The organism is Desulfosoma profundi (genome assembly GCF_055387865.1).
On sequence record NZ_AP042420.1, the window covers coordinates 3,188,526 to 3,203,631 of the forward strand.

Sequence of the window (15,106 nt, forward strand, 5' to 3'; positions counted from 1 at the left end):
CTGTCCAAGGAGAAAGGATAAGGAGGATTATCCATGAGAAGCTCTTATTGCGGTGGCTGCCGTGCTTTAAGTGTGCTGGCGATGGTGGTCGTTCTGGCGGGAAGAGGCGCTGCGGTATCGGCCCAAATGAGCCCCACTCAGGTGGTCCAAGACGCCACCAAGCGGGTCCTCCATGTCCTGAGCACATGCGGAGGGGACACCCCGGAAAATATCAAGGCACGCCGCGAAGCTGTTCGAACCATCGCCTTGGATTACGTGGATTTTGAAGAAGCGGGCAAACGGACACTCGGCCGACACTGGAAGACTTTTACCCCGGAGCAGCGCGCTGAATTCATCCGCCTGTTCAAGGACCTTTTGTATTTCACCTACATCGGAAAAGTGGACACCTACACGTGCGGCCAGGAGGAGGTCATCCGCTACATTGAAGAGCGCGTGGAGGGCCGCTACGCGCTGGTGAAGACGCGGGTGCGCTATCAAAATGAGGATGTGGCCGTGGAATACCGAATGCTGCAGAGCGGGGATCGATGGATGGTCTATGATGTGGTCATCGAAGGGATCAGCTATGTGAACAACTATCGGGCGCAATTCGATGGCGCCCTCGTCAACCGTTCTGTGACCGACTTTCTGGAATCTTTGCGGCAAAAGGTGGTGGAGTTGGAAAAAAATGACCGCCTTGGGAGCTGAAGGACATCGTCGGCGGCTCCGGGAACGTTTCCTGGCTGGAGGCTTGGATGCTTTCCACGATCATGAAGTCCTCGAACTTTTGCTGACCTTTGCCATCCCTCGGCGGGACGTCAAACCCGCAGCCAAGGCTCTTTTGGACCATTTCCACTCTCTTTCGGCCGTTTTGGACGCCGCGCCTGAAGCGCTCAGGCAGGTTTCGGGTATCGGCGTCCACGCCGCCGTGCTGCTCGCCTTAATCCCTCGCTTGTTGGAGCGGTATCATAAGGATCGTTGGCGGGCGGTCAAAACGCTGAGCTCCACCCAGGAGGCGGTGCGGTATCTCATGGGACATTTCGAAGCGGAGCGTATCGAAGTCTTTTGCCTTCTGGCCCTCAACAGCCAAAACGGCCTCATCGCCATGGAACGGTTGCAGGAAGGCACCGTGAATCGCACCGCCGTTTTCCCACGATTGGTGGTGGAAGCCGCCTTGAAGCATCGAGCGACGGCGGTCATTTTCGCCCACAATCATCCGAGCGGCGATCCGCTGCCGTCTGCGGCCGACCGGCAAATGACAAGAAAGCTCAGACGTCTCTTGCAGGAATTGGATATTGCGGTCCACGACCACATCATCCTGGCGGGAACCCAGTACTATTCCTTTGCGGAAAGAGGGGAGATGGATTGATGGAAAGGCTCATGCCGGCCGTTGTGATTCGGGAGACGGGGGAGCCGGGGGGGTGGAACGCTGTGGCGGTGGAAGCTGTGCCGATTCCGGAACCCAAGCCTGGGGAGGTCCTGGTGCAGGTGGAAGCGTTTTCCGTGAATCGGGCAGACTTATTGCAACGGCGTGGGCTCTACCCACCGCCGCCCGGAGCGTCTCCCATTCTCGGACTGGATCTGGCGGGCTACGTGGTCCAGCAGGGCTCACAAGACGTTCCATGGTCCGAAGGGGACCGCGTGTTCGGCATCGTGGCCGGGGGAGGGTACGCCCGGTATGCCGTGGCCGCCGCGGATCATCTCCTGCCGATTCCGGAAAATTTGTCCTTTGTGGAAGCGGCAGCCGCAGCCGAAGTGTTCGTGGTGGCTCACCTCAATCTCTTCGAGGAAGCCGAGATGCGCTCCGGCGATAGTCTTTTGGTCCACGGGGGCGGAAGCGGTGTGGGCACGGCGGCCATTCAGTTGGCCAAGGCGCGGGGCGTTCGTGTGGCCACCACATGTGGGAGCGACTGGAAGGCATCCAAGTGCCGAGAACTCGGTGCTGATCTCGTCATCCATTACAAACAGGAGGATTTCGCGCAAGCGGTCCTGTCCTGGACCGGCGGTCGAGGCGTGGATGGGATCCTGGACTTCATCGGGGCGCCTTACCTGGAAAAGCACCTGAAAATTCTGACCACCCGGGGGCGCTTGATCCTCATCGGACTCATGGGCGGCCACATCGCTTCGTGTTCCATAGCTCCCGTCCTGACGAAAAGAATCCGGATCATCGGCTCCGTGTTGCGCAGCCGTTCCGACGCGGAAAAAGCGGCCATCATCAAGCGATGCCGCACGGAGCTCCTCCCCCTCTTGGAAAAGGGCCTCGTTCGGCCCGTGGTGGACAGAATCTTCAGCGCCGAACAAGTGGAAGCCGCGCACCTTCATGTCCGGGAAGGAAAACATTTCGGCAAGGTGGTCATCCGATGGAAAGAGTAGACCTGAGCGATTCCGTGGCGGCGGGAGGTCCCACGTCGTCGGCCCCTGGTGCTTCCGAGACCTCAGGGACCTGGATTGCCCTTGAAGGCGTTTATTTCGTGAGGTCCCGCCAACCCATCTTGACCGATATCACATGGAGGCTCAACCCCGGTGACCACTGGGTCGTGCTGGGAGCCAACGGATCGGGGAAAACGACGCTTCTGCTCCTCCTGGCCGGCTATCTCTGGCCGACGCAGGGTTCCCTCACGGTGATCGGACATCGGTTCGGGACCGTGGACCTGAGGGAATTGCGAAGACACATCGGCTGGGTGGGATCTTTCCTCCAAGAACAGGTGCCGCCGCACCAGAAACCCTTGGACCTCATTGTGGGCGGGAAATTCGCTTCCATCGGGGTTTTCGAAAAACCCACGCCTCAAGATTACCAACATGCGGAAATGTTGGCGGAAACCCTGGGATGCGCTTCCGTGCTCAAGAAACCCTACGGGGTGCTGTCCCAAGGGGAAAAGCAGAGGATTCTCATTGCGCGTGCGCTGATGGCCGAACCCCAGCTGCTCATCTTGGATGAACCCTGCTCAGGGCTGGATTTGGTCGCTCGGGAACAGCTCTTGGAAACTTTGGACCGGATGGGCAGGACCCCGAAAGGCCCCACCCTGATTTTGGTCACCCATCATTTGGAAGAAATTACGCCCGTATTTTCCCACGTGTTCGTCTTGAAACAGGGGAGGTGCGCCGCCAGCGGACCCAAAGACGACGTGCTCACGGCCCCTGTTCTCACTTCGGCTTTCGGGGTACCCATGGAGGTCCATGCCCACAACGGCCGCTATTGGGCGCGCATGGTTTCCCGAGAGGTCCTCGTGGTGCGTTCGGAGCCGTCCTAGCCGGGTCCAGCTCGGCCTCCAAGGCAACCCACGGTCGTGGGGATTTTATTCGTAGACCTTCTCCTCCTCTGCGTCGGCCGCGGCGGCGTCTCGTTCGGCATCGCGAGTGAGGCGTGCCTCTTTCATGGCCCAGTATTCCTTGTACCATTCATGGGCGATGATGGTGGCCATGATCTCGTTGGTCCCCGTCCAGATGGAAGCCAAGCGCAGGTCCCGATAAATGCGTTCCACGGGAAAGACCGTGGTGTAGCCGATGCCGCCCATGACCTGCATGGCATTGTGCACCACCTTCTGGCAGGATTCGGTGACAAATTTCTTCGTCTCCGAGATCATGCGCCGCACGGTAGCCGCCGGAGCGTGCCGGTCCACGGCCTGGGCCGTGGCGTGGACCATGGCTCGGGAGGCGTCCAAGAGCATCACCGCTTCGGCGACTTGGAAACTCACTCCTTGAAACTCCTGAATGGGCCGGCCGAAGGCTTTGCGGCGTGTCGAATATCCGGTGGCCACTTCCAGAGCCGGCCGGGCGGCCCCGATGGTCATGGCGGCGGTTCCCAACCGTTCGGGAATCATCATGGTCTTGAAAACCTCAAAGCCTCCATTGACCCGACCGAGGACGTTCTCCTTAGGGACCTTCACATCCTTGAACACCAACCGGCTGGTGCCGCCTCCGCGACAGCCCATGAGTCCGTAGAGATAGGCGGTTTCGACGCCGGGGCTCCGATCCACGATGAAACAGGTGATGCCCTCATGGGGTTTGGCTGTGGGATCCGTGCGGGCATAGACGAGGAAGTAATCAGCGCCTTCGCCGCCCACAATGAAACGCTTTTGACCGTTAAGAACAAAATAGTCGCCTTTGTCCACGGCGGTTGTCGTGGTGCCGAAAAAATCTGATCCTCCCCGCGGTTCGGTGAGGCACTCGGCGGCGAAGATTTCTCCCTTGAGCAGAGGCGCCACGTAACGTTCTTTTTGGGTGTCCGTCCCGTGGATCACGATGGCATCGCAGACCAGCTCCGCGCCCACCCCGAAGGTGCAGGCGAAGATGTAGCCGAGCGTGCCCACTTCTTCCATGGCCACACAGGTGCTCACCCAGTCCATTTCTCGGCCGCCCCATTGTTTCGGATAGCGGCATCCCAGGAGGTTCCTGCGGCCCGCTTCCTGAAGAAACTCTTTAGGGAATCGGATCTTGTCCGCATCCATATCCAGGATCATTTGCCGGGGGATGGATTTCACGAAATCACGGACTTCATCCCGCCATTGTCGAGTTTTTTCATCCAGCAGGTAATCGAACATCAGGCCCCCTCCGATGCTGAAAACATCTCGCGAAGTTTGTATTTCATAACTTTTCCCGTGGGAGTGTGAGGCAGAGCGTCCGCAAAGTGGAACATGCGGGGGATCTTGTATTTGGCGAGGCGCGTCTGAAGAAATGCGGTGAGTTCTTCCGGGGTGACCTGGGATCCCGGGGAGGGGACGACGATCGCCGTGACCGTTTCTCCCCAATCGGAGTGGGGTGTGCCGATTACCGCCACCTGGGCCACATGGGGATGTTCGGCCAGAGCGTCTTCCACCTCCTTGGAGTAAACATTTTCCCCGCCCGTGATGATCATGTCCTTGAGGCGGTCCACGATGTAGAGATACCCGTCTTCATCGATGCGGGCCATATCCCCGGTGCGGTACCACCCGTTGCAGAAAGCCTGCTGTGTGGCGTCGGGATCGTTCAGATAACCTTGCATCATGGAATCGGCTTTCAGCCAGATCTCCCCGGTCTCCCCAGGTCGGGCCGGTTCCGACACCGACTTCATGACGACCAGATCTGTTCCCGGGAGGCCTTTGTTGCCGATGGATCCAGCTTTGGTGGCATGGGCTTCCGGCGGAAGCATCGTCCCTGTGGGACCCGTTTCCGTCATGCCGTAGACTTGGTAAAAACGGTCACTTTTATAACGCGTCCGCAAGATCCGGACCGTTTCGGGTGCAATGGGACCTCCTCCGTAAATCCACGCGCGCATGGAAGACAGGTCGAAGTCGTCGAAGTTGGGAACCATCTGCAAAGGAAGCAGATAAGAGACGGGGGCTCCGAAATAGACCGTGCATCGTTCGTTCTGGACGGCTTGGAGGAAATGGAGGGGATGATATTCGCGGAGGAGCACCGTGGTCGCCCCGACGTAGGACGCTCCGAGAAACCAGTTGTTGAGCGGCGAAGAGTGCCAGATGGGCATGGCCATGAGCAGCCGGTCGTTCTCATCCATCTTGATGGCCAAAGCGCCTGTGATTGCGGCCATAAGCACACTGCGATGGGTCAAAACACACCCTTTGGGTTTCCCTGTGGTGCCGCTGGTATAGAGGATTTCCGCCGGGGCGTCGTCTTGAATCGGTACGGGCTCAAAAGGCGGGGCTTCAGCCAGGGCATCTCCGAAGAACGGCCAACCCTCTGGTGGGCTGTCCAGGGCCATCACAGGGATGGAGAGCGATAGAGCGTCGGCGATGGGAGCCAATGATCCATCGAAAAGAAAAATCCGGGCTTGGCTGTGCTCGAGAATGTACCGCACCTCCGGAGGGGTTAACTTGTGGTTGACGGGGACCACGGCCGCCCCGGCTTTTTGGGCCCCAAAAAACGCATAGACGAAATCCACGGTGTTTTGGCTCATGATGGCCGCCACATCGCCGGGGCGGAGACCCTGGGCGCGGAACACGGCGGCGGCTCGTTCGGACTTGTCCTTGAGCTCAGCGTAGGTGACACTTCGGTCCGCGGCCCGAACCGCCTCTTTGCCGGAGAACTTTCGGGCGTTGCGGTCCAACATCTCCACCACATTCATGTTTTTCCCTCCTTAGTGAGTTCTTCCAGGCGTTTTTGGAGCTTTTTCTGCACGGCTAAGAGGTCCTGTTCCAGAATGATGAGGTCCTTCATGCGGTTGCGGATTTCTTCGAGCTTCTTCAGGCCGTAATCAAGGCTTTTCCGGATTTGGGCCACTTCATCCATGTCCGTATCGGCCAGCCCGATCATCTCCGCGATTTCGTCCAGGGAGAAGCCGAAGCGTTTTCCTCGGAGGATGAGCTTCAGGCGGGCGCGGTCCTTGGGGGTATAAACCCGCTGGTTTCCCGGGGTCCGCCGTGGGCTGATGAGGCCTTTTTCTTCATAGAACCGGATGGTTCGTGGACTGATGTCGAGCTGGGCGGCCAATTCGGAAATGGTGAAGGTGGCTTGCGATTTTTTTGTATCCGGGGTCATGAGGATTCCTCCTTTACAGTTGACGTTAACGATATGTCTGAACTCCTGTCAAGCACTCTTTCCGGTGGGTCTTTCTCCTTGACGTCATCGGCGATTTGGGGCATGGAACTAAACGAGCGCCCAGTTGAATTGGCCGGGACCTGTGCTGGGCATGCCTTCACCTCCCGAAATCTCAGGCGCGGACCTCCCCTCCTCAGGCTCCACCTCCTTCACCGCCCCGGCCGAAGCTTCTGGCGCCCGCCGCACAAAACGGCGACGATCTCCGTCGGCCAATGCGATGCCATGACGCCTCAGGCCTCGGTGCGCCCTTCGGGGAAGCGGATGCGGTCCAACCCACACAGGAGGTGCCCCTCATGTCTCACCACGTCATTAAAGGTTTTCCCGCCACATCCAACGATGCCTATCCTTTGAACATGATCACGTTTCTCAAACACGCCGCACGAAATTACCCGGAAACGGAAGTCGTCTCCCGCAACCTGGACGGAAGCCTCCATCGGACAACGTACGGGGAGATTGACCGGCGTGTGCGACGTTTGGCTAAGGGTTTGACAAAACTTGGGATCGCTCCCGGAGACCGCGTGGGCGCCTTGGATTGGAACACTTCCCGGTTTATGGAACTTTATTTCGCCGTCTCCGGGATCGGGGCGGTGCTTTTGGAGCTCAACCCGCGCATTTCCGCCATGGAACGCGCCTACGTCGTCAATCACAGCGGAGCGAAATTTGTGGCCGTGGCCGCCTCGCTGCGCCCTCTCATGGAACCTCTGGCCGCAGATTGCCCCACGGTCAAGGGAATTATCGTCCTGGACGATACGGGACAAGGGGTCGGTGAAAGCGCCTTTCCGGCCGCCTACGACTACGAAGCGCTGATCGCCGAAAGCGACGAGGTTTTCGATTTCCCGTGGGTTGACGAAACCTCCGCCTGCACCGCCTGCTATACATCGGGGACCACAGGAAAACCCAAAGGGGTGTACAACTCTCACCGCGCCATGTATCTCCACACTTTGGCCATCGCCCAAGCCCTTCACATGACCCAAAATGACGTCATCATGCAGATCGTGCCCATGTTCCACGCTCAAGGCTGGGGCATGTTTTTCTGCGGGCCCATGCTGGGAGCCAAGCTGGTCTTCCCCGGCCGGTACACCATGGAAGACCCGTCACCCCTCGTGGACCTCATCGTGGAAGAAAAGGTCACCGTCACCTGCGGTGCGCCGGCCATTTTCCTCCCGATGCTCCATCACATCAAAAACCGCTCCACCAAACCGGACCTCACGGGCTTGCGCATGATCAGTGGGGCCACCGAACCTCCCTTGGCCCTGATGAAAGGCTACTACGAGCTGGGCGGAGCTCAGGTCATCCACGCCTACGGGGCCACGGAAACGGCCCCTCTGGTCACCATCAATCATCTCAAACCGACCCTCCGAAGCCTTCCCGATGCCGACAAATGGGAACTGCTCAAAAAACAGGGACTTCCCGTTGTCGGGCTCGATGTGACGGTCATGGGTCCCGATGGCAAGGAGCTTCCCCGAGACGGGAAGAGTGTCGGGGAAGTGCTCATCCGAGGTCCCTGGATCACGCGCACCTACTACAATGACCCACGGAGCGGCGAATCCTTTACCGAGGACGGTTATTGGCGAAGCGGGGATGCGGGAACCATTGATCCCCAAGGCTATCTCAAGATCACTGATCGCTTCAAAGATCTCATCAAGAGTGGCGGAGAATGGATTTCGTCCATTAGTCTGGAAAACGCCATCATGGCGCATCCCGACGTTTTGGAAGCGGCGGTCATCGGCATTCCCCACCCGAAATGGGAGGAGCGGCCGTTGGCCCTGGTGGTCGTGAAGGAAGCCGCAAAAGGATCCGTGACCAAAGAAGCCATCTTGGATTTCATCCGGCCGCACTTTGCCAAATGGCAGCTTCCCGACGACGTGCTCTTTGTGGATGCCATTCCGAAGACGAGCGTCGGCAAGTTTGCCAAACGCATCGCCCGAGAACAGTACTCCGGGCACTACGGGGCATGAGACGATCAGAAACGTGTCCAGCCCAAATGGGCGTGGAACACATTGGGAAAGGTGAAAATATGCCGGAGTTTTTGGAAATTGTGAATCACGGCCCCATACGGGAAGTCGCCATGAACCGTCCCAAGGCCTTGAACGCCTTGAACCTGGGGTTGATGGCCGAATTGGCCGACGCCATGCTTGAAGCCGCCTCTGCGCCTGAGGTGCGTGGCGTGTTACTCACGGGGCGCGGGCGGGCCTTTTGCGCCGGCGGGGATTTAAAGTGGGTCGTCGACTATTCCTCTGACCCGGGAACATCGCTCCATGTGCTGGCCGCCCATTTGAATCGCCTCGCCGTGGAGCTTCGCTCCATGCCCAAGCCCGTGGTGGCCGCTGTGCAGGGAGCGGCGGCCAGCGCCGGCTTTATGTTGGCTTTGGCCTGCGACTTTCGAGTCATGGAAGAATCCGCCTTTTTCCAACAGGCTTACACATCCAACGGGCTATGCATCGACGGCGGCGGAACCTTTACCCTGCCGCGTCTGGTGGGGTTGGCCAGAGCTTTGGAAATCGCCGCTTTTGATGAACGCATTCCGGCGGCGAAAGCCCTGGATTGGGGGCTCATCACGCGTCTGGTGCCCGACGGCACGGCCAAAGAGGCGGCCCTCGAGATGCTGAACGTGCTTGTTCGGCGATCCCTGCATTCGTTTCACTGCTGTAAGGCATTGTTTAACGGATCGTTCCACAGATCCTTTGAAGAGCAGACGGAATGGGAGCGCCGATATTTGGTGGGGTGCGCCCGACATCAAGACGGCCAGGAAGGTCTTCGGGCCTTTGTGGAAAAAAGAAAACCGCATTTCTTCTAACCCAGGCCGGGCATGTGTCGCCGGCCCCAGCAACCTGGAGCTCGTGGAGAAGGAGAACACCCATGACCATCGCGAGACCGCTGACCGAGGATGCCGTATTGCACTATCATCGCTTCGACCGAGAAAGCATCGCTTTTCTCCGTTCGCGTTACAACCGGATCACCCGATGGGTCATTGCGGACATCGTACGGCGCAGTGCCTACCGGTATCCTGAAAAGCCCGCCTTGATTTTCGGCGACCGCGTGCTCACTTACGCCGAGCTGGAGGAGGCCACAAACCGGGTGGCGCAAGGACTTCTCGCCTTAGGCTTGAAACGCTTTGACCGAGTGGCCATTTTGGCACACAACACGATCCACCACGTGCTCACGTGGCTCGGGACGGCCAAAGCCGGCGGTATCTATTTGGCCATCAACTACCTCCTACGGGGTAAGGATATTGCCTACTGCATCAACCATTCCGAAGCTCGCTTTTTCATTGTGGAGGACGCTCTGGCGGAACTCGTGGACGGCGTTCTCCACGACATGCCATCGGTGGCCCACCGAATCTGGTCCACCCAAGGGGCAGGGCGACCGGCGCCGGAAGGGTGGCTGGACTTCGACGTCTGGGTGGGCGGCCAGTCGGCGGAAGAACCGGATGTGGAGCTTTACATCGAAGATCCGGTACAGATGACCTACACCAGCGGCACCGAAGCGTTGCCCAAGGGTGTGGTGCTTACCAACCAGTCCCTCATGGCGCAATACATGGGATGCATTGTGGACGGGGAATACAGCCCGCAGGACGTCAACCTCAACGCCCTGCCCATCTTCCATTGCGCCCAGCGGGATGTGTTCTTGACCCCGTTTTTCTGGCTCGGGGCTACCAACGTGCTGCTCCCGACGGCCGATGTGCCCACCATCCTCCAAAAGATCGAGGAGCATCGGGCGACGGTTTTCTTCGCCCCGCCAACGGTATGGATCGGGCTGCTCCGCCACCCAGACTTTGACAAACGGGATCTGTCATCTGTGCAGAAAGGCTATTACGGGGCATCCATTATGCCTGTGGAGATCCTCAAGGAGATTCAGCGAAGACTTCCCTCGTGTCAGCGGCTTTACAATTACTACGGACAGACCGAGCTTTCCCCGTATCACACCATTCTCAAGCCCGCCGATCAACTCACCAAACCGGGATCGGCCGGCATGGGCGGCCTCAATATGGAAACAACCCTCCTGGACGACCTGTGCCGACCCGTGACGGCTCCGGGAATTCCCGGCGAGATCTGCGGTCGGGGTCCCCATGTCATGCTGATGTATTTCAAGGATCCGGAAAAGACGGAAGAAGCCATGGCGGGCGGGTGGTTTCACTCGGGCGATGTGGGGGTGCTCGATCAGGACCGATACATCACAGTGGTGGACCGCAAAAAGGACATGGTGAAGACAGGCGGGGAAAACGTCTCCACGCGTGAGGTGGAAGAGGTCATTTACAGGGATTCTCGGGTTTCGGAAGTGGCCGTCATTGGTGTGCCGCATCCCAAATGGGTCGAAGCGGTCACCGCCATTGTGGTGCCCAAAGCGGGGGAGACGATCACCGAGGAAGAAATCGTCGGTTTGTGCCGGAAGGAATTGGCTCCTTTCAAAGTTCCAAAGGCGGTGGTGGTGGTCGAGGCTCTACCCAAGACGCCGACCGGAAAAATCCTCAAGAGGGATCTCCGGCGCCACTACAGCAGCCTGTTTTCCTGATCTGAGTAAACTCGGGCGGCGGCACGAAACCATGCCTCGGGAGCCCCTCGCACGAGGATGGCGGGGGTCCCATGCCCCCAGAAAGGCATTGAGCTCCTGGATAGTGAACAACCCGGTGTCGCGCCGGGCGCCGAAGCACGCCCTGTGTTCTGATCATCCGACGCCGTCTGTGGATTCTCGGTCAGCTCAAGGGACGCTATTCGGAAAAGCGATGCGCCGTGAGGGGGAAATCAGTGGCCATGACCCTTCCGGTAATGCATCACCCTGGAGGCCGGAGAGACCCCCCAAGAGGGGGATTGCGCCGATCCCGAGAGGCGCGGAAGTGCTTCCATACAGCAGCCGCGGGGGGACAGGGCGAGCGTGTTTGATGGCGGGGCCGTCGGAGGGGGATGAACGCCGGCATTCCTTGGGATCGACGTTGCCCTGCCCGCTCTTACAGAGCGCGGCCCCAGCGCAGGGCATGCAACGGAAAGGCGATCCCGAAGGTGTCGAGAACCCACTCGGAGCTCAAGCGACGCAGCGGGAGATAGGCCAGGCGTTTTCCGCGAAAGGCCAATCGGCCTTTTCGGATCTTGGGAAAGAGTTCTTCCTTGGCGGGGCTCAAGGCACCTAAGAGGACCGGACATGCCTGGAACGCTTCCACGGAAGGAAGGCTCACCGGATATGGATAGCCAAGGTGGGCATCCTCGAGGGGCACGAGCTCAGGTTGCGCCATGGTGGCCACCCGAGCGGCTCTCAGGAAAAATTGAGGCGCAAGTTTGAAGGCCGGAATCCAGAAATAGAATTGCCGGTCCGCTTTGGTGGAAATCCCAGGAGTGGGGACTTGCGTCAAGGCGACGAAATCGCCAAAGGTTTCCAAAGAAAATGGATGGGCCGTCACCTCCAGCACCCAGAACGGCGCCCAGACCGAGTCTGTCGTTCCACCAGCTGTGAACGCCGCCTCAACCCGATGAAAGCCCGAAGGGCTGGTTTCCCAGAAAGTTGAGCAGGTGCGACACCGAAGGACCAAGGCATCGCGCTCTCCTTCCATGTCTCCCCCGCATTGGGGACAAAGCGTGGGGTGAAACTGCAGCACGTCGGCTGGACTCGATCCCGAAGCCTCGAAGGGCGTGTCGTGAGGCCGGGGTATGATGGGACGGCCCGTGAGGGCGTCGTGCAGCATGCCGTTTTTTTCAAAAAAAGGGGCATAGATGAGGCTGACGTTTTCCCCGATGAAGGCATGATAGGTCATTGGAGCCAGTGGATCTTCCAGTCGCCCTTTCAGTCCGGATCCCAACTTCTGGAGAAAACCCGTATGGGAAAGCGTCGGGGGAATGAACTTTCCGGGCAACTCCGGGGTATAGAAAGACATGGTCACCACCTGAGGGCGAAGTCCCAGCGAGGGGGGAAGACCGGTTCCAGCAACGGCGATAGAGCTCACGTCCAGGATTCTGTGATTGACGGCAAGGGCGCTCAAAGCGAAAACCAAGCCTCGAAATCGCCAATAGGGGACATGGATGAGCGGGCGATCCCGAGATGTTTCGGCGGCGGGAAGCACGTAAATGAACCGCGGAGACGCTTGGACGACAAGGCGGACGCGGCAGTAAGGGCACTGAAAGATTCGGTCGGTATCTTCCAGGGTCACTTGTCCGCCACACTGCGGGCAGGGATGCTGGATGAGGGATTTAGAGCCGTTCACCGCACTGATCGCAAAAGACGGCCTGCGGCAGATTCGATGCACCGCAATGTCGGCACTTCTTTTCAAGGAGTTGTTTGGAAACCGCATTGCCACAGCGCGGGCAGAACCGGGCGGTGGGCGTCAGATTCTTGCCGCAGTAGGGACATTGATTGAAGACGACCAATTGATGCCCGCACGCAGGGCAAAACTGGGCGTCCTTGGGGACAGGAGAACGGCAGTCCGGACACTGGGGTCCTGTGGGGCTGGAGTTTGAATCGGGTTTCTTCTCCCGAAGGGCTTCGGCCATGAGGCCCGGGATCATAAAAGCCAGTCCGATACCGGCGGCTTCACCGCCTGTGCCGGAGTTTTCAGCGGCTTTCTCCATGGCCATGGCGGCTTTGAGCTGCAGCAGTTTGTTCAAATCGTCAAATGCGCCAAGCTTGCTTCGGTCGTCGATGGCCCGCTGCACCTCTTCGGGCGGCGTGATGGCGTTGATATAAAGATGCGTCAGGGCCATACCGAAGTGGGAGGCGTCTTCGGCAAGGCGGGCTCTGAGCCGATCTGCCCAGGTGTCGTACCGGCCGGGGAGGTCCAAGAGGCTGGTGAGCTCTTCTCCCATGAGGTCGTTGAGCCGCGAGACGATCACCCGGCTTAGATACTCTTCGACATTTTCCGTCGTGAAGCGGCCTAAGGTGCCCACCAAACGATTGATGAAAAGCAGCGGCTGGACGATCCTCACGTTGACGACGCCGTGAGCCCGAACCCGGATGAGACCCAACGCTGCATCTCTAAAGGCCACGGGGTCACGCGTGCCCCACTTGAGGTTGGTAAAGACCTTGGTGTTGACAAAATAGACTTCCGCCCGAAGGGGGCTGGTCAACGCCCAGGGAAAACTCAAGAGTTTGGTCAGAATGGGGATATTGGCCGTCTTCAGGGTATGACGACCCGGACCGAAAGCGGCCACAGCCTTTCCTTGGTAAAAAAGAACCGCCGCCTGGCTTTCACGGACGGTGAGTTGCGCCCCGAACTTGATTTCGCCGGATCCGTCTTCGGGGATGCGATGCACCATCTCCGTTCCGGTCGGATCAAACCACTCGATGACCTCCAGAAAGACCACATTGTTCGTTCCCACGGGACATCCTTCCATGCAAGAGGGATCCATTCGGGTAAGTCAACGGCACGCTCATGAGGAAACTTGAGGAAAAAATGTGGTGTGCCGGCGCCCCTCCGAATGAAGCCCAAGGTTTCAAAGGGACCGATTTATTTCCCAGAACCCGGACGGGACGGAGCGGGGGGCGGGCGTGAGGGTTTGGTTTTCGAGTCCAGGTGATGCCATGGGATTTTCGGGACAACGCCTCGACCGCGGAGCTTCCGTTAGATTCCTTCCGTGGACAAAGGGCCATCGTTGGCAACGGTTCCGGCCCACTCTTGGTAAAAGGTCGCCGGATGTAACTCCACGTAGCGCCCTGGGGACGTCTCGATAAGATGGCGCCGAATATCCAGACACAAGTCGCACTTGTTCAAGAAGGATCTGGATGGGACATATCCATGGTCGGTGACGGCCAGGTCGTAAAGCCCTCGAATCCCCTTGGAATAAAGTCGCTCGATTAACCGATACCGACCTTTGGGCAAGGAACCGCCGAGGTCTTCGCGAAAGATGCCCAGCCCGGTGCACAGCCCCGGGATGTAACGTCCGTAGAGATCAAGATGGAAGTGGGTGACATCGCCCAGCTCCGTGCAGGGCCAAGGGTTGGCCTCGAGTATAGAAGAGGCGGGTTTTTTGCCGAAAACGTTCCCGAAGAAAACGACGGCTCGGCCGCCGAAATGAATCCAGTAACGCCTCGGGATGCGGCGCAGATAGTCATGGCCGAACACGCGGGCCGTTTCTTCTAGTCGGTGAGGCCGATCGGCCCCCAAGGTTTCCAAGTCCCGGCAGAAATCCTCAACCCAAGGAAAGGCGCGCAGTCGGGCCACGGAGAGGGCCTCGAGGAGTTTTCGAGTCTTGGAGAATGGAATGGTTTCGTTGTGAAACGGGCTGATGGAGACAAGGACGGTTGTCAGTCCGGCGGATCGGCACTGCCTGAGGAGTTCGAGTCCCTCGGTCTCGTCGACGAACCACGAGGCGTTGGTTTCCACGTAATCCACAGTCACTCCGGCCTCTTTTGAGGCTTCGAGGACGGCAAGGAGTTCCGAAGGACGAAGAAAAGGTTCGCCTCCCCCCAGATGCACTGACGTGCACCCCAGCTTTCGCACGGCTCGAAAATTTTCGTAGGCCGTTGCTGCATCGATATATTCCTTGGGCCATTGGGGGCTACAGCAATAAAGACAGTGCCGGCATTGGGCGGTGCAAAAGTAGTTCGTGATGATGCCTCCCGACTGGAGATGCCGAATGGAAAGGGATGTGGAAAACATGAGACCTCCCGTGAT

At 58.9% G+C, this 15,106-nt stretch carries 13 protein-coding genes; 7 read left to right on the forward strand and 6 right to left on the reverse strand.

Going from position 1 to position 15,106, the window contains the following annotated elements:
- Positions 1-33 precede the first annotated feature (33 nt).
- Genes ACZ5K9_RS13820 through ACZ5K9_RS13835 form a run of 4 tightly spaced genes read left to right on the forward strand, consistent with a single transcriptional unit; the run spans position 34 to position 3,227 of the window.
- Positions 34-684 (forward strand): MlaC/ttg2D family ABC transporter substrate-binding protein, encoded by a 651-nt coding sequence (locus ACZ5K9_RS13820; RefSeq protein WP_464271909.1) that lies wholly within the window; start codon positions 34-36, stop codon positions 682-684.
- Positions 665-1,345 carry a RadC family protein gene (gene radC, locus ACZ5K9_RS13825; RefSeq protein ID WP_464271910.1) on the forward strand — a complete coding sequence of 227 codons (681 nt, stop codon included), beginning with the start codon at positions 665-667 and terminating at the stop codon, positions 1,343-1,345. Before ACZ5K9_RS13820 ends, radC begins: the two co-directional genes overlap by 20 nt.
- Entirely contained in the window at positions 1,345-2,349 is a 1,005-nt protein-coding gene (locus ACZ5K9_RS13830) for an NAD(P)H-quinone oxidoreductase (protein ID WP_464271911.1), read from the forward strand. Before radC ends, ACZ5K9_RS13830 begins: the two co-directional genes overlap by 1 nt.
- Positions 2,337-3,227 carry an ABC transporter ATP-binding protein gene (locus ACZ5K9_RS13835; RefSeq protein ID WP_464271912.1) on the forward strand — a complete coding sequence of 297 codons (891 nt, stop codon included), beginning with the start codon at positions 2,337-2,339 and terminating at the stop codon, positions 3,225-3,227. Before ACZ5K9_RS13830 ends, ACZ5K9_RS13835 begins: the two co-directional genes overlap by 13 nt.
- A gap of 45 nt (positions 3,228-3,272) precedes the next feature.
- Here the strand turns inward: ACZ5K9_RS13835 and ACZ5K9_RS13840 are convergent, their stop codons facing one another.
- Genes ACZ5K9_RS13840 through ACZ5K9_RS13850 form a run of 3 tightly spaced genes read right to left on the reverse strand, consistent with a single transcriptional unit; the run spans position 3,273 to position 6,450 of the window.
- On the reverse strand, positions 3,273-4,517 hold the full coding sequence (locus tag ACZ5K9_RS13840; protein WP_464271913.1) for an acyl-CoA dehydrogenase family protein: 1,245 nt from the start codon (positions 4,515-4,517) through the stop codon (positions 3,273-3,275).
- Positions 4,517-6,037 carry a class I adenylate-forming enzyme family protein gene (locus ACZ5K9_RS13845; RefSeq protein WP_464271914.1) on the reverse strand — a complete coding sequence of 507 codons (1,521 nt, stop codon included), beginning with the start codon at positions 6,035-6,037 and terminating at the stop codon, positions 4,517-4,519. Before ACZ5K9_RS13845 ends, ACZ5K9_RS13840 begins: the two co-directional genes overlap by 1 nt.
- Positions 6,034-6,450: a MerR family transcriptional regulator gene (locus ACZ5K9_RS13850; protein ID WP_464271915.1), complete on the reverse strand. Its 417-nt coding sequence runs from the start codon at positions 6,448-6,450 to the stop codon at positions 6,034-6,036. Before ACZ5K9_RS13850 ends, ACZ5K9_RS13845 begins: the two co-directional genes overlap by 4 nt.
- Positions 6,451-6,803: 353 nt before the next feature.
- Between ACZ5K9_RS13850 and ACZ5K9_RS13855 the strand changes: the two genes are divergently transcribed.
- The 3 genes from ACZ5K9_RS13855 (at position 6,804) to ACZ5K9_RS13865 (ending at position 11,022) form a co-directional block, all read left to right on the forward strand.
- Complete coding sequence (locus tag ACZ5K9_RS13855) at positions 6,804-8,468, forward strand: long-chain fatty acid--CoA ligase (RefSeq protein WP_464271916.1); 1,665 nt, start codon at positions 6,804-6,806, stop codon at positions 8,466-8,468.
- A gap of 59 nt (positions 8,469-8,527) precedes the next feature.
- The gene (locus tag ACZ5K9_RS13860) at positions 8,528-9,307 is read left to right on the forward strand and encodes an enoyl-CoA hydratase/isomerase family protein (RefSeq protein ID WP_464271917.1); all 780 of its coding nucleotides are present in this window, start codon (positions 8,528-8,530) and stop codon (positions 9,305-9,307) included.
- Between the two features lie 62 nt (positions 9,308-9,369).
- On the forward strand, positions 9,370-11,022 hold the full coding sequence (locus ACZ5K9_RS13865; protein WP_464271918.1) for an acyl-CoA synthetase: 1,653 nt from the start codon (positions 9,370-9,372) through the stop codon (positions 11,020-11,022).
- Between the two features lie 433 nt (positions 11,023-11,455).
- Here the strand turns inward: ACZ5K9_RS13865 and ACZ5K9_RS13870 are convergent, their stop codons facing one another.
- The 3 genes from ACZ5K9_RS13870 to ACZ5K9_RS13880 form a co-directional block, all read right to left on the reverse strand.
- Positions 11,456-12,646 (reverse strand): hypothetical protein, encoded by a 1,191-nt coding sequence (locus tag ACZ5K9_RS13870; protein ID WP_464271919.1) that lies wholly within the window; start codon positions 12,644-12,646, stop codon positions 11,456-11,458.
- 40 nt (positions 12,647-12,686) lie between these two features.
- On the reverse strand, positions 12,687-13,811 hold the full coding sequence (locus ACZ5K9_RS13875; protein ID WP_464271920.1) for an SPFH domain-containing protein: 1,125 nt from the start codon (positions 13,809-13,811) through the stop codon (positions 12,687-12,689).
- A gap of 242 nt (positions 13,812-14,053) precedes the next feature.
- On the reverse strand, positions 14,054-15,091 hold the full coding sequence (locus ACZ5K9_RS13880; RefSeq protein WP_464271921.1) for a radical SAM protein: 1,038 nt from the start codon (positions 15,089-15,091) through the stop codon (positions 14,054-14,056).
- Positions 15,092-15,106: the final 15 nt, after the last annotated feature.

Bases quoted from the DNA above. Each gene is read 5' to 3' on its own strand.
- ACZ5K9_RS13860 (WP_464271917.1), top strand. From the start codon at position 8,528: ATGCCGGAGTTTTTGGAAATTGTGAATCACGGCCCCATACGGGAAGTC.
- radC (WP_464271910.1), top strand. From the start codon at position 665: ATGACCGCCTTGGGAGCTGAAGGACATCGTCGGCGGCTCCGGGAACGT.
- ACZ5K9_RS13855 (WP_464271916.1), top strand. From the start codon at position 6,804: ATGTCTCACCACGTCATTAAAGGTTTTCCCGCCACATCCAACGATGCC.
- ACZ5K9_RS13845 (WP_464271914.1), bottom strand. From the start codon at position 6,037: ATGAATGTGGTGGAGATGTTGGACCGCAACGCCCGAAAGTTCTCCGGC.
- ACZ5K9_RS13850 (WP_464271915.1), bottom strand. From the start codon at position 6,450: ATGACCCCGGATACAAAAAAATCGCAAGCCACCTTCACCATTTCCGAA.
- ACZ5K9_RS13835 (WP_464271912.1), top strand. From the start codon at position 2,337: ATGGAAAGAGTAGACCTGAGCGATTCCGTGGCGGCGGGAGGTCCCACG.
- ACZ5K9_RS13830 (WP_464271911.1), top strand. From the start codon at position 1,345: ATGGAAAGGCTCATGCCGGCCGTTGTGATTCGGGAGACGGGGGAGCCG.
- ACZ5K9_RS13840 (WP_464271913.1), bottom strand. From the start codon at position 4,517: ATGTTCGATTACCTGCTGGATGAAAAAACTCGACAATGGCGGGATGAA.
- ACZ5K9_RS13820 (WP_464271909.1), top strand. From the start codon at position 34: ATGAGAAGCTCTTATTGCGGTGGCTGCCGTGCTTTAAGTGTGCTGGCG.
- ACZ5K9_RS13865 (WP_464271918.1), top strand. From the start codon at position 9,370: ATGACCATCGCGAGACCGCTGACCGAGGATGCCGTATTGCACTATCAT.
- ACZ5K9_RS13880 (WP_464271921.1), bottom strand. From the start codon at position 15,091: ATGTTTTCCACATCCCTTTCCATTCGGCATCTCCAGTCGGGAGGCATC.